Source organism: Burkholderia sp. Bp9142 (assembly GCF_003853415.1).
Taxonomy (GTDB): domain Bacteria; phylum Pseudomonadota; class Gammaproteobacteria; order Burkholderiales; family Burkholderiaceae; genus Burkholderia.
Window position 1 is genome coordinate 106,072 of record NZ_QTPP01000017.1, and the last position, 21,083, is coordinate 127,154.

Annotated in this window: 19 protein-coding genes; 8 read left to right on the top strand and 11 right to left on the bottom strand. The window is 65.6% G+C overall.

All coding sequences use genetic code 11. The features are described 5' to 3' along the window. Positions 1-7: 7 nt before the first annotated feature. The 5 genes from DIE22_RS20060 to DIE22_RS20080 form a co-directional block, all read right to left on the bottom strand. Entirely contained in the window at positions 8-715 is a 708-nt protein-coding gene (locus DIE22_RS20060; protein WP_124605957.1) for a phosphorylase, read from the bottom strand. A gap of 3 nt (positions 716-718) precedes the next feature. Further along, on the bottom strand, positions 719-2,692 hold the full coding sequence (gene shc / locus DIE22_RS20065; protein ID WP_124498765.1) for a squalene--hopene cyclase: 1,974 nt from the start codon (positions 2,690-2,692) through the stop codon (positions 719-721). A gap of 15 nt (positions 2,693-2,707) precedes the next feature. Then, the gene (hpnE, locus tag DIE22_RS20070) at positions 2,708-3,961 is read right to left on the bottom strand and encodes a hydroxysqualene dehydroxylase HpnE (RefSeq protein WP_124498766.1); all 1,254 of its coding nucleotides are present in this window, start codon (positions 3,959-3,961) and stop codon (positions 2,708-2,710) included. 4 nt (positions 3,962-3,965) lie between these two features. Next, positions 3,966-4,814, bottom strand: coding sequence for a presqualene diphosphate synthase HpnD (hpnD, locus tag DIE22_RS20075; RefSeq protein WP_124498767.1), 849 nt, complete (start codon positions 4,812-4,814; stop codon positions 3,966-3,968). A 258-nt stretch (positions 4,815-5,072) separates the two neighbouring features. Continuing rightward, positions 5,073-5,405, bottom strand: coding sequence for a hypothetical protein (locus DIE22_RS20080; RefSeq protein ID WP_124498768.1), 333 nt, complete (start codon positions 5,403-5,405; stop codon positions 5,073-5,075). A gap of 218 nt (positions 5,406-5,623) precedes the next feature. On the opposite strand from DIE22_RS20080, the gene DIE22_RS20085 reads away from it, so the two are divergent. After that, positions 5,624-6,508 (top strand): alpha/beta fold hydrolase, encoded by an 885-nt coding sequence (locus DIE22_RS20085; protein ID WP_124605958.1) that lies wholly within the window; start codon positions 5,624-5,626, stop codon positions 6,506-6,508. A 27-nt stretch (positions 6,509-6,535) separates the two neighbouring features. On the opposite strand, the gene DIE22_RS20090 is transcribed toward DIE22_RS20085, so the two are convergent. From DIE22_RS20090 to DIE22_RS20100, 3 genes are read right to left on the bottom strand one after another with little or no spacing between them, the layout of a single operon-like run. Beyond that, positions 6,536-7,486 carry a GGDEF domain-containing protein gene (locus tag DIE22_RS20090; RefSeq protein WP_124498770.1) on the bottom strand — a complete coding sequence of 317 codons (951 nt, stop codon included), beginning with the start codon at positions 7,484-7,486 and terminating at the stop codon, positions 6,536-6,538. Further along, positions 7,483-8,109 carry a chemotaxis protein CheC gene (locus tag DIE22_RS20095; protein WP_124498771.1) on the bottom strand — a complete coding sequence of 209 codons (627 nt, stop codon included), beginning with the start codon at positions 8,107-8,109 and terminating at the stop codon, positions 7,483-7,485. Before DIE22_RS20095 ends, DIE22_RS20090 begins: the two co-directional genes overlap by 4 nt. Further along, entirely contained in the window at positions 8,102-8,470 is a 369-nt protein-coding gene (locus tag DIE22_RS20100; RefSeq protein ID WP_040138947.1) for a response regulator, read from the bottom strand. Before DIE22_RS20100 ends, DIE22_RS20095 begins: the two co-directional genes overlap by 8 nt. Before the next feature lie 476 nt (positions 8,471-8,946). Between DIE22_RS20100 and DIE22_RS20105 the strand changes: the two genes are divergently transcribed. Further along, positions 8,947-11,187 carry a hybrid sensor histidine kinase/response regulator gene (locus DIE22_RS20105; protein ID WP_124605969.1) on the top strand — a complete coding sequence of 747 codons (2,241 nt, stop codon included), beginning with the start codon at positions 8,947-8,949 and terminating at the stop codon, positions 11,185-11,187. 43 nt (positions 11,188-11,230) lie between these two features. Here the strand turns inward: DIE22_RS20105 and DIE22_RS20110 are convergent, their stop codons facing one another. Continuing rightward, positions 11,231-11,785: an NADPH-dependent FMN reductase gene (locus DIE22_RS20110; RefSeq protein ID WP_124498772.1), complete on the bottom strand. Its 555-nt coding sequence runs from the start codon at positions 11,783-11,785 to the stop codon at positions 11,231-11,233. 369 nt (positions 11,786-12,154) lie between these two features. Here DIE22_RS20110 and DIE22_RS20115 point away from each other — a divergent pair, with 369 nt between their 5' ends. Next, positions 12,155-12,751, top strand: a complete 597-nt coding sequence (locus DIE22_RS20115) for an RNA polymerase factor sigma-70 (RefSeq protein ID WP_124498773.1) — start codon at positions 12,155-12,157, stop codon at positions 12,749-12,751. Beyond that, positions 12,732-12,968, top strand: a complete 237-nt coding sequence (locus tag DIE22_RS20120; RefSeq protein ID WP_124498774.1) for a zf-HC2 domain-containing protein — start codon at positions 12,732-12,734, stop codon at positions 12,966-12,968. The genes DIE22_RS20115 and DIE22_RS20120 overlap by 20 nt, the downstream gene beginning before the upstream one ends. Before the next feature lie 478 nt (positions 12,969-13,446). On the opposite strand, the gene arsC is transcribed toward DIE22_RS20120, so the two are convergent. After that, entirely contained in the window at positions 13,447-13,803 is a 357-nt protein-coding gene (gene arsC / locus DIE22_RS20125) for an arsenate reductase (glutaredoxin) (RefSeq protein ID WP_124605970.1), read from the bottom strand. 944 nt (positions 13,804-14,747) lie between these two features. Here arsC and parA point away from each other — a divergent pair. Together parA and DIE22_RS20135 are read left to right on the top strand one after the other, a co-directional pair. Continuing rightward, the gene (gene parA, locus DIE22_RS20130; RefSeq protein ID WP_040138954.1) at positions 14,748-15,410 is read left to right on the top strand and encodes a ParA family partition ATPase; all 663 of its coding nucleotides are present in this window, start codon (positions 14,748-14,750) and stop codon (positions 15,408-15,410) included. Between the two features lie 23 nt (positions 15,411-15,433). Next, positions 15,434-16,495 (top strand): ParB/RepB/Spo0J family partition protein, encoded by a 1,062-nt coding sequence (locus tag DIE22_RS20135; protein WP_124498775.1) that lies wholly within the window; start codon positions 15,434-15,436, stop codon positions 16,493-16,495. A 90-nt stretch (positions 16,496-16,585) separates the two neighbouring features. Here DIE22_RS20135 and DIE22_RS20140 read toward each other — a convergent pair whose 3' ends face one another. Next, entirely contained in the window at positions 16,586-17,950 is a 1,365-nt protein-coding gene (locus tag DIE22_RS20140) for a replication initiation protein (RefSeq protein WP_124498776.1), read from the bottom strand. A 680-nt stretch (positions 17,951-18,630) separates the two neighbouring features. Here DIE22_RS20140 and DIE22_RS20145 point away from each other — a divergent pair. Beyond that, complete coding sequence (locus tag DIE22_RS20145; RefSeq protein ID WP_124605959.1) at positions 18,631-18,831, top strand: hypothetical protein; 201 nt, start codon at positions 18,631-18,633, stop codon at positions 18,829-18,831. Positions 18,832-19,772: 941 nt separating this feature from the next. Further along, positions 19,773-20,954, top strand: a complete 1,182-nt coding sequence (locus DIE22_RS20150) for a DNA-binding protein (protein WP_124605960.1) — start codon at positions 19,773-19,775, stop codon at positions 20,952-20,954. Positions 20,955-21,083: the final 129 nt, after the last annotated feature.

Sequence of the window (21,083 nt, forward strand, 5' to 3'; positions counted from 1 at the left end):
ACGCCGCTCAGACGATCCGCATCGCGCCCGCACGCTCGAACGCGTGCCGCGCCTGGATCAGCGTCGTGCGCGCCGCGCGCGCGTCGCCCGCGACCTGCAGCAGCGGGCCGAGCTGCGACGGCTGCTTCAGCAGTTCGCGCAGGATCGGCAGGATCGCGGTGCTGCCGTCGTCGCGCAGGCCGGCCGTCGCCGCGCGCGGCAGCGTGCGCCACGCCGGGTCGACGATCGCGCGGCACACCGCGAACGGCACGCCGCGCGACGCCGCGAAGGCCGCGGCGATGTGCGATTCCATGTCGACGGCGAGCGCGCCCTTCGTGCGATGCAGCGACGTCTTTTCCTGCTCGCTGATCACCGGCGCGCCGACCGCCGCGATCGTGCCGCGCGTGACGCGCGCCCACACCGGCGTGTCGTGCAGCGCGGCGACGAGCCGCGCGCTCCAGCCCGGATCGGTCTGCACGCGACCGAACGGCCCGTCGATCGCGTCCGCGATCACGAGCGCGCCGGGCGCCAGGTCGGGCGCCAGGCCGCCCGCCGTGCCGAAGCTGACGATGCCCGCGCAACCGCGCGCGGTCGCCTCGGTCAGGGCACGCTCGAGCCGGTCGGCCCGTGCGGCGAACACGGCCTCGACGCCGTGACCGCGCGCGATGCGTGCCTCGAACGCCATCCCCGTGACGGCGATGACGGGCAACGTGCCGTCGTGCTGCGTCGGCGCCACGCGTTACAGCCCGACCGTCACGCGCGTGGTGTCGTCGCGCTTCAGGTTGCGATAGCGCGCGAGCGCCCACAGCGGGAAGAACTTGCGATAGCCGTGGTAGCGCAGGTAGAACACGCGCGGGAAACCCGTCGCCGTGAAGCGCGTCTCGTCCCACAGGCCCTCTTCGTTCTGGTTCGCGACCAGGTACTCGACGCCGCGCGCGACGGCCGGGTGGTTCACCTCGCCGGCCGCCATCAGGCCGAGCAGCGCCCAGGCCGTCTGCGACGCGGTGCTCGGCGCCTGCTCGAAGCCGCGGTAGTTCAGCTTGTAGCTGTCGCCGTCCTCGCCCCAGCCGCCGTCCTTGTTCTGGATCGACAACAGCCACTGCGCGCCACGCTTCACGCGCGGATCGTCCGGCGTCAGGCCTGCCGCGTTCAGCGCGCACAGGGCCGTCCACGTGCCGTACACGTAGTTCATCCCCCAGCGGCCGTACCAGCTGCCGTCCGGCTCCTGCTCCTTCAGCATGTAGTCGAGCGCACGGCGCGCCGGCTCGCTGTTCAGCGGCGTCTCGCCGAGCTGCGACAGCATCGACAGGCAGCGGCCCGACACGTCGGCCGTCGGCGGATCGAGCAGCGCGCCGTGATCCGAGAACGGGATGTTGTTCAGGTAGTACTGCGTGTTTTCCGGTTCGAACGCGCCCCAGCCGCCGTCGCTGCTCTGCATCCCGACGACCCACTCGCGCGCACGCGCGATCGAATCGCGAAACGCGTCGTTCTGCCTGAGTTTCTGCACGCGATCCATCGCCACCGCGACCACCGCCGTATCGTCGACGTCCGGGTAGTGCGCGTTCGCGTACTGGAACGCCCAGCCGCCGGGCCGCACGTGCGGGCGGCGCGAGATCCAGTCGCCGCGCACATCGAGGATCTGCAGCGGGCGCAGCCATTCGAGGCCGCGGATCACGGCCTCCTCGGCGCGCGCATCGCCGGTCTCGAGCAGTGCATGCGCGGCGAGCGACGTGTCCCACACCGGCGACAGGCACGGCTGGCAATACGCTTCGTCCTCTTGCACGACGAGCAGCTTCTCGACCGACTTGCGCGCGATCGCGCGACTCGGATGATCTTCCGCGTAGCCGAGCACGTCGTACATCATCACCGCGTTGGCCATCGCCGGATAGATCGCGCCGAGGCCGTCCTCGCCGTTCAGGCGCTCGTCGACGAACGACACGGCCTGGCGGATCGCCCGTTCGCGCGTGTAGCTCGGGAACAGGCCGTCCGCCGCGCGCAGCGCATGGTCGACCACGCGGAAGAACGCGAACCAGCCGGCGCTCTGGTGGCCCTGGCGCGGCAGCAGCCCGGCATTGACGGGCGGGTCGACGAACAGCTCGTCGATGCGCACGCCGCGCGGGTTCTTCGCGAGCGGACGCTTCGCGTTCAGCACCAGCAGCGGCACGATCACGGTCCGCGCCCAGTACGACACCTTCGACAGGTGGAACGGGAACCACTGCGGCAGCAGCATGATCTCGACCGGCATCATCGGCACCGCCCGCCACGGAATCGCACCGTACAGCGCGAGCTGGATCCGCGTGAACACGTTCGACATCTCGGCGCCGCCCATCGCGTGGATCGCACGGCGCGCACGCTGCATGTGCTCGGCGTTCTCGTCGTCGCCGATCACCTTCAGCGCGAAATACGCCTTCACGCTCGCGCTGATGTTCGGCGCGCCGTCGGTAAACAGCGGCCAGCCGCCGTCGGCCTGCTGGATGCGGCGCAGATAGCGGCCGATCTTCCGTTCGAGCTCGAGGTTCGGCGTCTCGCCGAGATAGTGGACAAGCAGCACGTATTCGGCGGGAATCGTCGAGTCGGCCTCGAGTTCGTAGACCCAGTGTCCGTCCGCGTTCTGCGCGGCCAGCAGCGCGTCGGTCGCGCTGGCAACGGCCGCGTCGAGCCCGGCCGGTGCGGTGCCGGCGGACAGGGTAGCCATTTCGGTGAGATCGTTCATCGGTCCCTCTGTTACTTACTGTGTCTGGAGCACGTCCGCGGCCAGTTGGCCGGAACGGATCGCGCCCTCGATCGTGGCGGGCAAGCCGGTGGCAATCCAGTCGCCCGCCAGCACGAGATTGGTCCAGCGCGTGCGCGCGGCCGGACGTTTCATTTCCTGCGACGGCACCGCCGCAAAACCCGCGCGCGGCTCGACGACGAGCTGCCACGCGGGGATCGTTTCCGGGTTCGCGCCGGTCACGCGCGCGACGTCTTCCCAGATGCGCCGCGCGAGCACGTCACGCGGCATGTCGAGCCAGCGGCCCGCGTCGCGGATCGTGGCCGCGAGCGGGCCGTCGCCGGCGCGCACCGCGTCGACGATGCCGTTGACGACAGTCGTCTGCAGCGGGCTGCCGGCCGGTGTGTCGACCGCGAAATACGCGGTCACGACCGCACTGAACGTGTCGGGCGCGGCGAGATCCGGGACGAGCGGCTGCGCGACCTCGGGCGGCACGGCCAGCACGACCGCATCGCCCGGCGCGAGATCCACGCGCTCGCCGCCGACCGTGACCGCGTCGAGCGCATTGCCGTGCGCGCCGAATTCGAACGCGTCGAGCCGCGAGTTCAGCCTGATCTGCGCGCCGCCGTGCTGCAGCATCCGCAGCGCCGGTTCGACGAAGGCGCTGCCGAGCCCATGGCGCGCGACGAGCGGGCGGCAGCCGGGGCCGCCCGCGGCAAACGTGCCGCACAGCGCCGCGCGCGCGAGCTCGGCACTCGCGTGGCGCGGCTCGACGTTCAGCACGCCGAGGAAAAACGGCCGCAGCCAACGATCCCACAGCACGCCGTCGCATCGCATCGTCTGTGCGAGCGAGCGGCCGGTGCGCGCGAACGCGAGCGAGGGCAGCACGAGGTAGTCGAGCGGCGTGGTGCCCGGCGCACGCGACGCGGCGTCGAACAGCCACGACGGCCAGCGTCCGTTGCCGAAGCGCAGCGTCCAGCGCTGCTGCGACGCGACGTCGACCACGGGACATTCAGCCAGCGCGGGCCCCGTGAGTTGATCGGCCGCGCCGATCGCGCGCAGGTAGCGCTGCGTCGCGGGCTGCCCCGCGAAAACCTGGTGCAGCCCGCTGTCGAGCGTCGTGTTCAGCGTCCCGTCGAACCACGAGCGGCAGCGGCCGCCCGCGTGCGCATGTGCGTCGTGCAGCACGATGCGCCGCCCGCGGCGTTGCAGCTCGACGGCAGCCGACAGGCCCGCGATTCCTGCACCGATCACGTGGACGGTTCTGGGCATCGGCTCAGAACAGCGCGTAGCGCGCGGCGATCATCAGCATGCGCGCCTTCGGCTTGCGCAGCGGCGCGCGCGGGGCGGCGAAGCCGCGCGCGATCGCGGCCTCGAGAATGCAGCGATACGCGCCCGACATGATGCGCGGCGCCTTCACCTGCGCACGCGTGCAGGTATCCATCACGGCGTCCGCCGCGCGGAAATGCGCGAGCGCGCGTTCGACGAGCGTCGCGCAGACGCGCGGCAGCGCCGGGTCGCGCACGATCGTCGCCGGATCGGTGATCACGATGCCTTCGCGCGCGAGCAGCTCGCGCGGCAGGTAGCAGCGGTTGATCGCCGCATCGTCGTCGATGTCGCGCAGGATGTTGGTCAGTTGCAGTGCGCGGCCCAGGTGGTGCGACAGCTCGATGCCTTCCGCTTCCGGGATCCCGAAAATCCTCACCGACAGACGGCCGGCCGCGCTCGCCACGCGATCGCAGAACAGGTCGAGCGTCGGTTCGTCCGGCGCGCAGATGTCTTCGGCCGCGTCCATCGCCATCCCGTCGATCATCGCGTGGAAGTCCTCGCGCTTCAGGTCGAACGCGCGGATCTCGCGCTCGAGCGCGACCAGGTGGCGCGGCGGCTGGCCGGCGAAGCATGCGTCGATGTCCGCGCGCCAGCGATCGAGGCCCGCGTTGCGCTCAGCGCGCGGCAGGTCGCTGTCGGCGATGTCGTCGACCGCGCGGCAGAACGCGTAGACCTGGAACATCGCGTCGCGCTGCACCGCCGGCAGGATGCGCATCGCCAGATAGAAAGAACTGCCCGATGTGACGGCAGCGGCGTCGGTTTCTTGTTCGTCCACGACGAGATTGGAAACGGCCAAGACGAGCTCCACGGAGACACCCACGCGGGGCGATTGAAGAAGCCATGCCCGGCTGGGTTGGTCAGGGCGTCAAATGCGTGCGAGATATGCGAACGATCGACGCAGACAGGCACAAATTACCGGCCGGAAGCCGGAATTGGGCGAAAGTATAGCAATCTTTGAAGTTCGATGGCGGACATGCGCGGCGCCCGGCGGGCCGCCGGAACGCTGGCGGGCCGGCGTGGCCGGCCCCGGCGTGGAACGGCGTCGCGCCGCCCGTCAGCCGTAGACGATGTCGCGCTGCAGATCGAGCGCGATGAGCCCCATTTCGCGGGTCAGCTGCAGCATCGAACGGCGCTCGAGCCGCGAGCCCATGAAGCTCGTCACGCGCCCATCGGGCTCCGCCGTGAACTGGAATGACGGGCCGCCGGTGCCGAACCACGCGCCCGGGACGTCGGGCGACTCCTGCCAGTCGATCTGCTCGAACACGCGTGCGATCCCCGCGCGCACCACGTCGCTCGGGCCGATCGGCGGTGCGGTCTCGCCCAGGTCGTCGAGGGAATAGGGGCCAGGCTTGTCCGGCCGCCGGTAGAAGAGGTAGTCGACGTTCATGGGGCGCAATCGGGAGCAAAGTGTCAAATTAGCGCGCTTCGGCGCAAATTCAAATCAGATCAGGACGAAATGTGGCCTGTACGAGACAAAAGGGCCTCATTGCGACAAGCGGTCCAGGCACGCGCACGGTCGGGCCGCGCGTTCTGCCCGGACGCACGCGGCTGCGCCTGCGCGGCTTCGTCTAAGATGAACCTCTTTCTCAAAAAAAGACGGACACCATGGAGACGATCGTAACCGCCACCCCGCAATCCGGCCATCCCGTTTTCGTGCTGGTGCACGGCGCGTGGCACGGTGCGTGGTGCTATGCGCACGTCGCGGCCGCACTGGCCGCGCGCGGCTACCTGTCGATCGCGCGCGACCTGCCCGCGCACGGCATCAACGCCCGCTTTCCCGCGTCCTATCTCGCACGGCCGCTCGACAAGGACGCTTTCGGCGCCGAACCGTCGCCGGTCGCGAATACCACGCTCGACGATTACGCGACGCAGGTGATGCAGGCCGTCGACGACGCGTACGCGCTCGGCCGCGGCAAGGTCGTGCTCGTCGGGCACAGCATGGGCGGCCTCGCGATCACGGCCGCGGCGGAACGCGCGCCGGAGAAGATCGCGAAGATCGTCTATCTCGCGGCGTTCATGCCCGCGTCGGGCGTGCCGGGCCTCGACTACGTGCGCACGCCCGAGAACAAGGGTGAAATGCTGGGCCCGCTGATGCTGGCGAGCCCGCGCGTCGCCGGCGCGCTGCGGATCGATCCGCGCAGCGGCGAACCCGCGTATCGCGAGCTGACGAAGCGCGCGCTGTACGACGACGTGCCGCAGGCCGACTTCGAGGCGGTGGCGAACCTGATGACCTGCGACGTGCCGGCCGCACCGTTCGCGACCGCGATCCCGACGACCGCCGCACGCTGGGGCGCGATCGACCGTCACTACATCAAGTGCCTGGCGGATCGCGTGATCCTGCCCGCGCTGCAGCAGCGCTTCATCGACGAAGCCGACACGTTCGTGCCCGGCAACCCGACACACGTGCACCAGCTCGACAGCAGCCATTCGCCGTTCGTGTCGCAGCCGGCCGTGCTGGCGGGCGTGCTCGCCGATATCGCGAAAAGCTGAACGGCGCGCGGCGCAGCGGCGCGGCAGTTACGTGTACGCGATCGACCGGTCGCGCCCGAGCCGCTTCGCGCGATAGAGCGCGGTGTCGGCCTCGTTGACGAGCACGTCGGACGTCGGCGCGCCCGCCGTCGCGCTCGCGCCGCCGACGCTCGCCGTCACCGGCACGCTGACGCCTTCCGCGTCGACCGGCGTGCCGCCGATCGCGTCGCGCACCTTGTCGGCCACCCGCATCGCCTCGTCGAGATTCGTGCAGGGCAGCAGCAGCGCGAATTCCTCGCCGCCGAAACGGCCGAAGGTATCCTGCGCGCGCACGATCGACGCAACGCGGCGCGCCGTCTCGCGCAATACCGCGTCGCCGGCCGCATGCCCGAACCGGTCGTTGATCGTCTTGAAGTGGTCGAGGTCGAACAGCAGCACCGACAGGTCGCCGCCGTAGCGCTGCCAGCGCGCGAACTCGTCACCGAGCCGCGTTTCGAAGAAACGACGATTCGCGATGCCGGTGAGGCCGTCGCGATTCGCATGTTCGCGCAGCTTCGCGACCGCCTCCTCGCGCTCGCGCTGCATCACGCTCACGTGCGTGACGTCCGAGATCGTCACGCAGACGGCCTCGACTTCGCGCCCGCGCGTGAGCGGCATGAACGTGCAGTCCTGCTGCATGTAGTCGACGCCGCCGGTGATCGGCCGGTCGTGCTCGAAGCGAAACAGGTAGGGCCGCTGCTCCCACGAGCTGAACGCGAAGCTGCCGAGCTGGAACACGCTCTCGAGCTTGCGCTCGAGCCACGCGCGCGGCAGCGCCGGAAAGCAGTCGAACAGGTTGCGGCCGATCACGTCGGCAGCCGGGATGCCGCTGTGGTCCTGCATGAAGCGATTCCACATCAGCACGGTCATCGTGCGGTCGAGCACGAACAGGCCGAAGCCCACCCGTTCGATCACGAGGTCGCTCAGCGACGCGGCGGTGGAGGTGGCGATAGCAGTCATAGCGCGGACAGCAACGCGTCGAGCGCATCGCCCATCAGCCGGATCGAATCCTCGGCCATCAGCATCACGAAATGTGCACGGAACGCATGATCCTCGAGTCCGAAATTCACTTCGAGCAGCAGCGCGACGTTCCATGCGAGCGCGTGCGGCTGGAACACGTCGTCGAACGACACGTTCGCGCCGAGCAGCCCCGGCGGGAAGAACACGGGCTTGCGGCCGAGCTCGTCGAGGATCGACGCGACGCACGCGCTCATCAGCACGTTCGCGACGTCGAACACGACTTCGTCCTGCGTTGCCATGCCGGCATACACGCCGTCGCCGAACGTGCGATCCATCAGCGACATCAGCCGCGCGACGCCCGCGCTGCGGCACAGCACGATCGCCTCGCCCTTGATGTCGGAACGGAAGCCCTGGCGCACGGCCGTCACGTTCTCGTGGATGCCCGTCATCTCGCGCAGCGCGTCACCCGCATCGGCGGCCTTCACGACGCGCACGCGCGGTACCGACAGTTCGATGAAATGTCCGAGCAGCAACGCGAGCCGTGCGGCGGCGCGGCCCATCGCGAGGTTGGCGATCTCCTGCAACGCATCGCGTTGCTCCGCCGTGAACACCGATTCAGGCATACAACCCATACTCCTTGAGAATGGGCAGCAATGCCTCCGACGTCACGGGCTTGGCAACGAATGCGATCGCGCCCAACTCGCGCACGCGTGCTTGCGCCTGCGGCTGGATATCGGCGGATACCACGATCACGAACGTGTTCAGATCTTCGTGGCGCAGTGTCTCCAGCACCTGATAGCCGTTCATGTCGGGCATCGTCAGGTCCAGAAACATCACGGAAGCTTTGCCGTCACGATAGAGCGCCAGGGCCTCGCGACCATTCGCCGCATACGCGACATCGACGTCCCAGTCTCCCGGCAGTGCCTTTGTCAGAAGTTTGCGAGCGAGCAAGGAATCGTCGGCGATCACGATCGGCAAAGGCATGGCGGCGAAGCGGTATACGGAATGGTCTCTCTCGCGTTAACGACCGCGCGGCGCGTTTCTTGAGGCGCCACACGATCAAAGCGCGGCAGCCACCGTGCGGCCGCGCGCGGGCGCCGCGGCACGTGGCACGCGACACACCGCGCCGCAAAACGCCGGCGGGCGCATATATCTGTCATAGGGAAAGCAAGGCGCGATTCTCGGAGTAAACCGGAGGCGGTGCAACTCGCCATTTCCACCATTTCGAACAGAATCGATCCGATTGCCCGGTATTCCGAAAACAGCCGCGACCATTTTTGAGATAAGCACGCAAAATTTTTCTTTGTGTACGTTTGCGCTGCCGGATTCATAGCGTTTTCAAACTTTCAATCCGCCCCTGTCGGAATCATCAGGTTGCCCGTCCGTGCCGGGGTGCGGCGGGCGGGCGCAACTCGTTTATGATTGAACACCTCAGCCTGACCCGCTTTCTTCCTTCTTCAATGACGTCCGAACGTCCCGCCGACTCCCGCCCGCCTGCCTCCCCACCTGCCGACGACTGGCAGGATGACGGCAGCTATGCGTCCGGCGCGCCCGAGCACGATTTCGCGGTCCGGCGCGTGACGCTGATCGTGCTGCTGATCGCGGCGATCGTGCTGCCGTGCATCTACGTGTCGGTCATGGCGTACAACGACCTGAAGGCACGCGAAGCCGCGGCGAGCGACGTGACGATGCGTACCGTGCGCGTCGCCGAGGAGCATGCGCTCAAGGTGTTCGACCTGAGCGAGACGCTCGATGCGCGCATCGTCGACCTCGTGCAGGACATGGACGACGCCACCGTGCGCCGCCAGGAATCCGACATCCACGACGCGCTGAACACGATCGGCGGCGGCTATCCGCAGGTGGCCGCGGTGTCGATCTTCGGCGCGAGCGGGATGCTGCTCGCGAACAGCCTCTACTATCCGGCGCCCTATGCATCGATCGCGAACCGCGACGACTTCGCCGGCATTCGCGACGGCAAGGTCATCGAACACATCTCGCGGCTGATGATGGGGCCGCTCAAGCTCGAGAACATTCCCGTGTTCAACACGGGCGTCGCGCGACGCCATAGCGACGGTTCGTTCGCCGGGATGGTGTCGATCGCGCTGAAGTCGTCGTATTTCAATGCGTTCTACCGCGACCTCCTCGGCGGCGCCGCCACGCCGATGACGATGGCACTCGCACGCTCCGACGGCGCGGTGATCGCGTCGTATCCGCCGCCGCCATCGCTCGCGCACACCGATCGCACGGCCACGTTCGGCAACGCGCGCAACGATCCGCGCGCGGGCGTCGTGCGCGTGCGCCACGACGGCGCCAGCGAGATCGTCGCGTACCGCCAGGTCGGCAGCTATCCCGTGTACGTGACCTGCGCGTACCGCACGTCGGCGATCTGGCGTGAATGGTACGAACACCTGAGCGTGCTGTTCATCTCGATGTTCGCGCCGTCGATCGCGCTGTGGTCGGTGATCTGGCTGTCGCTGAAGCGGCTGAAGGCGGAAGAGGAGGCCTGGGACCGCTGGCAGGCGGAAGCGTCGATGCGGCGCTCGATCGAATCGGCATACCGGCAGTCGCGCAAGATGCAGGCGCTCGGCAACCTGGTCGGCAGCGTCGCCCACGACTTCAACAACCTGCTGATGATCATCTCGAGCAACGTGCAGATCGTGCGGCGACGCGGCGTCCAGCATCTCGACAAGGAACTCGGCGCGATCGAGCGCGCGCTGAAGAACGGCCAGTCGCTCACGCGCCAGTTGCTCGGCGTCGCGCGCAAGCAGCCGCTGCACAACGAGACGATCGACATCGGCCAGTGGCTCGGCACGTGCCGCGAGCTGCTGAAGACGTCGCTCGGGTCGAAGTCGTCGCTGGTCGTCGCGATCGAACCCGGTGTATGGCCGATCCGGGTCGACGTCGCGGAGCTCGAACTCGCGGTGATCAATCTCGCCGTCAACGCGCGCGACGCGATGGCGATCGGCGGCCGCTTCACGGTCGGCGCGCGCAACGTGACGCTGCGCCGCGACGACGGCTTTCCGCTGACCGGCGACTTCGTGCAGATCTCGCTCGACGATACGGGCTCGGGCATGGCGCCCGACGTGCTCGCGCGCGCGTTCGAGCCGTTGTTCACGACGAAGGCGCAGGGCATGGGAACGGGGCTCGGACTCCCGCAGGTGTTCGCGTTCTGCGAGCGCTCGGGCGGCCTCGCGACGATCGACAGCGCGGTCGGCGCCGGCACGTCGGTGCGCCTCTACCTGCCGCGCGCACGCGTCGAGGACATCGTCGCACGGCCGCAGGCCGTCGCGCACGACACGGGCGCGCTCGCGGGCCTGCACGTGCTGCTGGTCGAAGACAACAGCGAAGTTGCGGCCGGCACCGAAGCGCTGATCACGCTGCTCGGCCACCGCGTCACCTATGCGCCTACCGCCGACGACGCGTTGCGCCTGATCGAGGGCGCGGCCGCGAACGACGCATTCGACCTGGTGATCTCGGATATCCACATGCCGGGCTGCCTGAACGGCATCGATCTCGCCGAAGCGATCGACAAGCGGCCGGGAAAGCTGCCCGTGATCCTGGTCACGGGTTACGCGGAAGAACTCGACCGCACGCGCACCGTCAACGTGCGCGTGCTGTCGAAGCCGTTCGACATCGCGCTGCTCGACGAGATCCTGCTCGGCATCCGCGAAGCGCGCGATGCGCGGCACGCCGGCGCCTGACCCGCGGCACGCGGTCCGGCGCCGATAGCGGGAAGTACGGCGATCAGGCCGACTTCAGCATACGTACCCAGTCGACGTAGCGGTCGACGAAGCCCTGCAGGAACTTGCGCGTGTCCTCGCTGACGATCTGGCCCTGGTCGTCGATGCGCGCCGGGTCATGCTTGATGAACATTTCCGGCTGCCCGAGCGTCTTCACGTCGAGATACGCGAGCACGTTGCGCAGGTGCTGTTGCGCGAGCGCGGTGCCGGTCGCACCCGGCGACGTGCCGAGCACCGCGCCCGGCTTGCCGGACCACGAGTTGTGCCCCCACGGGCGCGAGCCCCAGTCGAGTGCGTTCTTCAGCACGCCCGGAATCGAGCGGTTGTACTCGGGCGTGACGAACAGCAGCGCGTCGGCGGCTTCGATCGACTGCTTGAAGCGCTTCGCGACTTCCGGAAAGTCTGCGTCGTAGTCCTGGCTGTACAGCGGCAGTTCGCCGATCTCGACGAATTCGAACGCGAAATCGGCAGGGGCGAGCGAGATCACGGCGTGCGCGAGCGCGCGATTCGAGGAACTGCGACGCAGGCTGCCGACGACGACTGCAACACGATAGGACATGGCTTTCTCCTTCCGGTGAGTGAGGAATCGGATCGATTGATTCGGGTCAGGCAACAAAGGTCTGTTTATAGGCAAGCCAGCCCGCGAACCGCCCCACGGGGCCGGCCGGCCGACTTTCCACAAGGTTTTCCACAGAAATTGTGGATAACTTGACCGTTATGATCTGATGTTACAAACCGCCCGCATCGGGATTTCGCAGCGCGCGACGCGGGTTCCGGCAAGCATAGCGCAGCGCGCCGGCCGGCTTCAGAATTCGTGACGGAACATGCGTTGCAGCACGACGTCGCTCCCAGTAAGCTGCTCGCACCGCGACGCGTCCGCCCGCTGGCGCACGCGATCGCTTCCGCTTCGTAAGGCTCCCGACCTGCCATGCCGTCCGCGTACGACAACCCCGCCTATCTCGCGCAACTGCGGCACGACCTGCTGCGCTTCGCGCGACTCCAGCTACGCGATGCCGATGCGGCCGAGGATGCCGTGCAGGAAGCGCTGACCGCCGCGTGGTCGCACGCGGGCGAGTTCGCGGGGCGGTCCGCGCACAAGACCTGGGTATTCGGGATCCTGCGCAACAAGCTGATCGACATCCTGCGCATGCGGCAGCGGACGGTGAGCCTGTCCGCGCTCGATGCGGAGCTCGACGGCGAATCCGCGCTCGATCGCGAGCTGTTCAAGGAAAACGGGCATTGGGCCGCGCACGCGAAGCCGCGGCCGTGGCCGCGCCCCGAGACGGTATTGCAGCAACAGCAGTTCTGGACACTGTTCCAGGTCTGCCTCGACCATCTGCCGGAACACATCGGGCGCGTATTCATGATGCGCGAATTCCTCGATGTCGAGATCGCCGACATCTGCAGCGAGCTGACGTTGACGACGAACCATTGCAGCGTGCTGCTGTACCGGGCGCGCACGCGCCTGCGCACCTGCCTCAGCGAACAAGGACTGACGACCGAAGATGCTGCCGGGGAAATGTAGGGACGTGACGCGACTGCTGTCGGATGCGCTCGACCGGTCCTTGACGCTGCATGAGCGCATGCAGGTGCGCGTGCATCTGCCGACTTGCAGCGGATGCCGGGCGTATCGCGGGCAGATCGCGCTGCTGCGGGCGGCGGCGCATGCGGCGGCGGGGCGGGGTGCGGGGGATGAAGCGGACGGCGATCGGGATGAGTCGTCGGGCGACGGGCAGGGCTGAGTTGCCGACGTCGGTGTGCGGTCAGGCGTTGCAGCGGGCGATGTCGTTGTTGACGTCGAAGGGTTGACGCTGGAGGTGGCTCGCGGGCATCGAATACGGGCTGCTCGCTGCGCGGCGTCGGAAGGCGTTCGCGGTGTGCGAATTCAGTGGGGCGATCCGGCGCGTCCTGTGATAACCGCTTCGAGCGGCTCATTTGGCGGCTGCGGGCAGCGCAGCCACGGTGGACGGTTGCGGTTGCGGTACTCGAATTCAGCCGGCCGATCCCGACGCGTTGATTGTCGCTGTGAGCGGCCGATGGTTATCGCGGCCGCGGTGGTCGGTTGCGGCTTGCGGCTTGCGGCTTGCGGCTTGCGGCTTGCGGCTTGCGGCTTGCGGCTTGCGGCTTGCGGCTTGCGGCTTGCGAATTGCGAATTCAGCCACTCATTCCCGGCGCGGTCACGCCGGGATGATGCGATAAGAAAAATACACCGAACAAGAATTATTCGAAGAGCGCGCGCACCGACTCGGGCGGCCGGCCGATGGCGGCCTTGCCTCGATACACGACGATCGGACGCTGCAACAGAATCGGATGGGCGGCGATCGCTTCGTAGGCCTCCGCATCGGTCAGACTCGCGCGCGCCAGATCCATCGTCTTGTACGCTTCCTCGCCGTCGCGAAGCATGTCGCGCACCGGGCACCCAAGCTGACGATGCAGCGTTTCCAGGTCCTTGGCCGTCGGCGGCGTCTTCAGATACTCGACGACATTCACCGACGTGCCGGTGGTGTTCAGCGTCTCGACCAGTGCGAGGGTCTCGCGGGACTTCGAGCAGCGGGGGTTGTGATAGATCGTGATCATCATTCAGGCCAGGATGGGAGAGGCCCGTATTGTAGCCAGTCTGGTTGCGGGCGCTTCGGTGAGGGTGGCGCACGTGAGGAAAGGGGAATTGAAGACTCGCGTGACGTGTGGGGCGCGTCGATGGTGCTGCCGAACGCGCAACGCGCTTGATCCGTTTATGCGCATAAAGTGCGTTGCGCGGGCGATTACCTGAGCCGTCTTCGCTGGCGAATAGCGGACGGGGAATAACGACGCATCGCAATGGCGAGTGCAAGCCGCGCCCCGGGCGCCGCATTCCGGTTGATCGATCGTTGGCTTTATGCGCATAAAGCTGTCTCTTCCCCGTGGTGGGAAGGGCCACCAACATCGCGGCCGACCTGCGCACTTCGATGCCTCGCGTGATCAGCGGTGCGATAGCGTTGGTGTCGGGGACATCGTCGCGGGTCGACTTTGGCCTGCCAACGTGCGACCGCTAACGGCCGCAGATCCTCTCGATGGTTTATGCGCATAAACATTGGAGATGGCCAGCGCTTTGTTGCGGCACACGACGCGTATCGCGACTATCGCGTCGGCCTGAGCGGGCAGAATTCGTCATCCGGACACGGGCTCAAGCGAGGACTCCAACTCGTAGAGGTTCGCCGGCGCCGCGGAGTTTATGCGCACAAACTCCGCCTTCACCAAAGCAGCGCCCTCCGTCAACGAAGGGAAGGGCAGGTCCGGATACATCGCAACGATCGGCATCTCGAACACGATCCCGAAACGTCAGCCGGGGCGAATATCCCTCCACTCATCATCGACTCCCCGCAATCTCGCCTCCAGCCGATCCAGCCATCCGGCATCCCCCATCCGTTTATGCGCATAAACCGGATAGCCCGAATGGCTAACGCGTAGCTGGTGAACGACAATTTCATTGAAATATAAATATCGTCCTGTAGAATTCCAACGACCAAAAACAGGAGTGAAAATTGGCCGCGGAAATCATTGCAGTCACTCAACAAAAAGGTGGCGTCGGCAAAAGCACGATTGCCATGCACCTGGGCGCGGCATTCCATGAGAAAGGGAAGCGCGTCCTCGTCATCGACGCAGACGGTCAAAACACACTGGTTCACTGGTCGAGCGCATCCGGTGACAGCGACGCCGGCATCCCTTTCCCGGTCGTCAACCTCGCCGAAGCCGGCGGGCAGATTCATCGCGAGATCAAGAAGTTCATCAACGACTACGACATCATCGTCGTCGATTGCCCGCCGTCGATCACCGAGAAGGTCTCCGGCGTCGTGCTGCTGGCCGCATCGATCGCCGTGATCCCGACTTCGTCGTCGCCGGCCGACTACTGGTCGAGCGTCGGGCTGGTCAAGCTGATCCAGCAGGCGCAGGTGATGAATGAAGACCTCCGCGCCGTCTTCCTGCTGAACAAGACCGAAGAGAAGCGCATGCTGACCCGCGAGCTCAAGCGTGCGCTCGAGGAACTCGGCTTCCCGTTGTTGAAGACGCAAATCCCGACCCGGGAAGCGTACAAGCAAGCGATGGCGCTCGGTCAAACCGTGCTGCAGATGAACGATCGCGGCGCCAAGCTGGCCGCCGCGGAAATCCGCGCATGTGCCGACGAAATCGTCGCCATGCTGCCCTGACTTTATGCGCATAAAGGAGTCACATGAAACCCTCCCAATTTGCAAAAGGATTCCAAGCGCGCCCGGACATCACGACGAGCGAGAAGCGCACGGCACTTGATCGGCTGAATGCCATCGACGGCATCGTCAAGTCCGAGACGGCCACGCCGGCCCCGACGAAGTCCGCCAAGAAGGACATTACGCCGCTGCCGACTCCGGAAGTCCTGCTCGATCCGTCAACCGACGAGTCGCCGCAATATCGCGCGTGGCGCCTCGAGAATCGCTATGCGCCCGGCCAGGTGATCGAACTGTCGCTGAAGGCGATCAAGCATAGTCCGTTCAACCCGCGGCACTTCTATCTGAAGTCGTCGATTGCCGAGCTCGCGGTCAACCTCGCGAAGCAGGGGCAACAGCAGGCGATCCACGTGATTCCGGACTACGACAATCCGGGTGCGTATTTCGTCAGCGACGGCGGCCGTCGCGTGCGCGCGCTGAAGGAAGCGAACAAGGAGTCGGTGAAGGCGATCGTGATCGACGTACCGATCGGGATCCAGAGCTACAAGCTCGGCTACGACCTGAACGTGCAACGCGATTCGCAGACGGTGTTCGACAACGCCGTCGTGTGGCGCCGCTTCCTCGACGACAAGCACTTCCAGAGTCAGAAGGAACTGTCCGAACATCTCGGCCTCGACGAGTCGACGGTCGCGGTTGCGCTGTCGATCGGCAAGCTGCCGGAATCCGTGATGCAGGAGATGGTCGCGCGCCCCGATCGCTTCGGTTCGAACATGGCGTATCAGGTCGGCCGTTATCACAATGCGCGCGGCACCGAGGCAACGCTGCGGCTGATCAACAAGATCGTGTCCGACGATCTCAGCACGCGCCAGGTGTCGGACATCGTCAAGGGCCGCGTCGCGGCGCAGGAGACGCCGAAGCCGGCGGGCCGCCAGCGCTATGCGCAACGTCTCGAAATCAAGCTCGGCGGCAAGTCGGTCGGCGACCTGAAGTCGTATGGCGAAGACCGCATCGAGCTGCGCCTGCGCGGCCTGCCGAAGGACAAGCGCGACACGATCCTCGAGCAGCTCGAGCGGATGCTGTTGTCGGAGTGATGGACACGGCCGGCAGGGCCTGGCGATACGCCGGGCCCGCCGGTTGAGCGGGCGGCCGGCGGCGGCCCGTCAGAGGGGCCTGAACGGGCCTCAGGCGGCCCGCGATTGATTCAGGGTGAACGACAGCAGGTCGCCGTCGGTCGGCTCGCCCCAGGTCTTCTGGGCCAGCCAGTCGAAAAACGCCGTCTCGGCCAGCTTCGAATCGAGACCGCGCTTGCGCCAGTCGTCACGCAAGTGCGAGCCCATCGTCGGCAACACTTCCGACTCGAACGACTCGCGCGCCACTTCGCGCTCCGCGTCGCCCTGCTCCTCGTAAAGCACCTTCGCTTCCTTGCGCCGGAACGCCGCGAATTCGCTCAACAGACGTGCCTTCAGATCATCCGGCTGCGCCGCGACGACCTTCGCGACAGGCGTGCCGGAAGGCAGTGCGTCGACGGACTCGACCGGCGGCGCATAACCCTTCTTCAGCGCATCCTTGAACAACGCAGGCGCACTGCGCACCGGCGGCAGCGTCGTGCTGCGCATCCGCTGTTCGGTCATCTGCAGGGCGGCACGAATCCGGTTTTCCTCGCTGTCCGCGTAGAGCGTCTGCGCTTCCTTGAGCGGAATCCCGAGCTTGACCATCCGGTCGACCAGCGTGCTGTCGAACACGTTCGGATGCTCGTCGAGCGCGAGCATCGGCTGCTTGCGCTCGGTCACGCGGAACTGGATTTCCGCGACCCGCCGCCCTTCGCGATGCTCGATCAGCTCGACGAAGATGTTGGTGACCGCATTGACCTCGGCGATCGCCGGACGCAGATAGTCGCGCTTGAAGTACTTGTACTCGCGCTTCGCCTCATCGCCGGCTTCCGTATCGGGCGTACCCGACAGGATCGGCCGCCACCATTCCCACGGCTCGCGCATCGTCAGGTGGCTCGGGTTCGTCAGGTAGCGCACGCAGATTTCGTAGAGCGCGAGACCGGCGCTGCTGCGCAACTGGCTCTGGAACTGCAGGCTCAGACGCGCGTACTGGACCGGGTCGAGCAGCTTCTTCTTGATCTTCGGTGCGAACGAGAATTCGACCCACACGCGACGGGTGGCCGGATCCTCGAGAATTTCGGCATCGGCGATCAGCGTCGAGATCCCCCACTTGCGGCCCGGCTTCTGGCTCGACGTCCCCGTACTCCATTCGACCTGGACCGACACCATGCGGCGCAGGTGTTCCTTCACCAGTGCGGTGTCGTTCGAATCGAAGGCGGAGTTGGCGACGATATCCGACAGCAACGCGCGGTAGGTATCGCCCGAGTCGTCGGCCTGCTGCGCGACGGCGAGCAGGACGTTGAACAGCTTGCGGGTCAGGAGCGTGATCTTGCCGCTTTTCGGCTGAATTGCGATCGCCTCGACGGCCTTACGCAATTCGGCTGAACTGGCACTCACCACATCCACATCGGTTTTCTTGGCGCGCTTCGTGGCCATGCGTCGGGTCGGAGGAGAAGTTTCACGGAAGGATAGCGCCTGTGGTGATGTGCGTCCAGAACGACATGCTCACCATAGCCGGTGAAGTGCACGTACAAAACGGCACTCACCCCAACCCTCTCCTGAAAACCCTCACCAGTCCGGATTTACAGCGTTTCGGACTCGTCCAGACGTGTCGCGGGATGCGCGGATTCACAGATTTTTGCCTGTGCTCGACACGTGCGAAACTTGCTCCCGTATCAGCTCACCTTTCAATTTGTCGTAATTTTACGACTGCGCTTCCGGGTCCCGGTCACAGGGTCGCCACTGGGCGTCATGACATCGGGCGGACCGCCCGTACCGGCCTGTATGCATGTACAGGCGCGGCTGGCCGGAAGATCGCGACCGCATCCGGAATCCGGAAAACCCGCGCCCAAAACGGCCCCGCGACGTCGATCGAAGCCGTTTCACAGGCCCGGGCGCGCATTGTACAGTGCACCGAAACCGTTCGGTCCCGAAAATTCTCACCTCAGCAGCTCGGAATCCTGTGACCCCGATACCGACGAATCCCCGACACATGCGGGATCAGCTGCCGGGACCTCCCGAAAAGCCTCACCTTAGTGCAAAAAGCGGCGCTCCAACGGATGCGGAAGCGACTCCCGAAAAATCTCACCGTAACCGCCGCGGTATCAAAAATGTCAATGGCATCCGATACTTATGCGCAGCAGGCGTTCCGCCCTGACCGGCGATCATCCCCCGAAAAACCTCACCTTTCCGGCATCCAGGCCTATGCGGCGACTGTGTGTCGACTCCTGAAAATTCTCACCTGTGCCAAAAAGTGGCACAGCAAAAATCAGATTTCTGCCAGTCCCGGCGGGCTTTTCAGCGAATTCGCCCTGTGACGCCCCCTGAAAAACCTCACCTTTGACTAACTTTTGAGCAAATAGCGCTCCTGAAAAGGCTCACCTATGCTGCGCCCGGCGGCCTGTGATTGCGGCCCCGAAAAAGCTCACCTGAACGGGATCCGGGCAGGAAAACCCGTATTTCGCTCCCGAAAAGCCTCACCTTTAGGACATCACCGGCTCCACAGGGCGTTTTTGCTGTGCAAAATGACGGTCGCTTCCCGGAAATCCTCACAGCAAATCCCTGTGGCGTCCCGTGAAACCTCACCTTTCATGAAAACTGCCTAAAAGATGGGCAGAATGAGGGCACGAAGAAGGTCCCGCAAGTTCTCACCTGTGTCTGCACAGGCAGAAAACTGTACGCTCAGGCACCGCGCGGGTTCTGTGGCCGCGCGGCCCCGAAAAACCTCACCTTTGGGAAACCTCGTGTTTCACTGTGATCCCGAATCCGCTCACGACCTTTCCCGCATCGGCTCACGCAGATCCCCGAACCCCATCACTTCAGCTCCCGCAGAACATCACCTTGGTTCCCGTAAAACTTCACCTTGTCGACCGGAAAGCCTTGCTACATAAGGCTGTGCCGTGGCGTTAACGTTTTTAACTAAGGGTTCAAGGGTGTTTACTTCTAATACTCTCAAGACAACGGTCGTCGAGTTTTCCACAGAGACCCCAAACCCCGAACACCGGCAGGCTACGATGACGCGCGTCATGTGAAACAAATGCACTTTTTCGGGGCCTACTCAGAAATGCTTGCAGTACAAGGACTTAGCTGACCTTCTTCGCTTTGTTTCACGGAATTGGAGCGCTGCTTCGTCCGGATTGGCTCACAGCCCCGATTTCTGTACGCAGCGACGCAAATTTGCCACGGTCAACGAAAACAAGTATCAAAAAATACGTATTTCGTTATGATCGCAACATCTCAATGTCTGTGAGTCCCTGCCATGACGCTGGATGAAATGCGTGAAGTCATCCGTGAAGAACTGGAAGCGCTGCGCGCGAGCGGTGCACGGCGCCAGGAGTTGTCGCTGCATGCCTGCAAGCGCCTGTTCTTTGATCTCGGCATCCGGCCGTCGGCCGCCAATGTCCGCGATCTGACCCAGACCGGCAGCGCCAGCGACATTCCGAAGGACATTGACCATTTCTGGGAACGGATTCGCTCCGCGTCGAAAGTGCGGCTCGACGGAGCGGCGATTCCGAAAGCGGTCGAGGAAAAGGCCGGCGCATTGCTCGGCGCACTATATGAAGAAGCGTTGAAGGCGGCCAGGGAAAGCCTCGACATAGACCGCGAGCAGGTTCGCGCCGGCGTGACGGACGCGGAACAGCGGCTGCGCGACGCAACGGTTCGCCAGGAAACGCTCGAAGGCGCGCTGACGCGCAGTGAAACCCGCAACGATCAGCTGCAGGCGCGCGTGACCGAGCTCGAGGTGCAGCTGGCCTCGCAATCGACGCACGGTTCGGCAAACGAAGCGACGCTGCTCACCACCGTCACTCGACTTGAGAAGGAACTGGCCGCGATGGCCAGCCGCGTCGACGCCGAACAAACGCAGAACGCCGCGCTGCGCGACCGCATCGATACGCTGCAAGCCGAATTGCAGCAGCGCACCGAACACTACGCGCAGCAGATCAAGGACGCGGTGGCCGAAGCCGAGCGCCGCGTCAAACCGATGCTGGTCGAGCTGGACTCGCTGCGCAGCATGGCGTCGACCTACCAGAGCGGTTTGCGCGACGTGCAGCGCAAGGAATTCGATTTCCTTCAGCAACTGAGTTCAGCCAAGGCCCGTGCGGACCGGCTCGAGGAACAGTTGCGCAGCCAGGGCGATGAACTGGAACGCGCGACGCGCGATGTGAACGTGCTGCGCGCGAGCCGCGGGATGAATCCGGAGATCGCCGCGCTGATCCGGCGCCTCGCTGATGCGGGTCAACTGGATGCGGAAGCATTTGCCGCGATCGGTACGTCGCTGGACCACGAAATTCCGGTGCCGAACCAGTGCCCGCATTGCGACGGCGAACCGGAACTGTCGCATGGCGACGACGGCTTCGAAGTATCGTGCCCCGAATGCGAACATGCGTCGGGGCCCTGGCCTTCCCGATTCGAAGCGGTCGCGCGTTTTGCACGCGACTGACGCGTCAGCCGGCACGGCGATCTCACAGGTGAGGGAATCCGGGACGCGTGAGGTGAGGTTTTTCGGGAGCTGTGAAATGGTGAGGCTACGCCGCACAAGGCTGCTCACGGATCATGTCGCGTGAGCAGC

Bases quoted from the DNA above. Each gene is read 5' to 3' on its own strand.
- arsC (WP_124605970.1), bottom strand. From the start codon at position 13,803: ATGATCACGATCTATCACAACCCCCGCTGCTCGAAGTCCCGCGAGACC.
- DIE22_RS20100 (WP_040138947.1), bottom strand. From the start codon at position 8,470: ATGCCTTTGCCGATCGTGATCGCCGACGATTCCTTGCTCGCTCGCAAA.
- DIE22_RS20105 (WP_124605969.1), top strand. From the start codon at position 8,947: ATGACGTCCGAACGTCCCGCCGACTCCCGCCCGCCTGCCTCCCCACCT.
- DIE22_RS20140 (WP_124498776.1), bottom strand. From the start codon at position 17,950: ATGGCCACGAAGCGCGCCAAGAAAACCGATGTGGATGTGGTGAGTGCC.
- hpnE (WP_124498766.1), bottom strand. From the start codon at position 3,961: ATGCCCAGAACCGTCCACGTGATCGGTGCAGGAATCGCGGGCCTGTCG.
- DIE22_RS20120 (WP_124498774.1), top strand. From the start codon at position 12,732: ATGCTGCCGGGGAAATGTAGGGACGTGACGCGACTGCTGTCGGATGCG.
- shc (WP_124498765.1), bottom strand. From the start codon at position 2,692: ATGAACGATCTCACCGAAATGGCTACCCTGTCCGCCGGCACCGCACCG.
- DIE22_RS20090 (WP_124498770.1), bottom strand. From the start codon at position 7,486: ATGACTGCTATCGCCACCTCCACCGCCGCGTCGCTGAGCGACCTCGTG.
- DIE22_RS20080 (WP_124498768.1), bottom strand. From the start codon at position 5,405: ATGAACGTCGACTACCTCTTCTACCGGCGGCCGGACAAGCCTGGCCCC.
- DIE22_RS20135 (WP_124498775.1), top strand. From the start codon at position 15,434: ATGAAACCCTCCCAATTTGCAAAAGGATTCCAAGCGCGCCCGGACATC.
- DIE22_RS20095 (WP_124498771.1), bottom strand. From the start codon at position 8,109: ATGCCTGAATCGGTGTTCACGGCGGAGCAACGCGATGCGTTGCAGGAG.
- DIE22_RS20150 (WP_124605960.1), top strand. From the start codon at position 19,773: ATGACGCTGGATGAAATGCGTGAAGTCATCCGTGAAGAACTGGAAGCG.
- DIE22_RS20085 (WP_124605958.1), top strand. From the start codon at position 5,624: ATGGAGACGATCGTAACCGCCACCCCGCAATCCGGCCATCCCGTTTTC.
- DIE22_RS20115 (WP_124498773.1), top strand. From the start codon at position 12,155: ATGCCGTCCGCGTACGACAACCCCGCCTATCTCGCGCAACTGCGGCAC.
- DIE22_RS20110 (WP_124498772.1), bottom strand. From the start codon at position 11,785: ATGTCCTATCGTGTTGCAGTCGTCGTCGGCAGCCTGCGTCGCAGTTCC.
- DIE22_RS20145 (WP_124605959.1), top strand. From the start codon at position 18,631: ATGGCATCCGATACTTATGCGCAGCAGGCGTTCCGCCCTGACCGGCGA.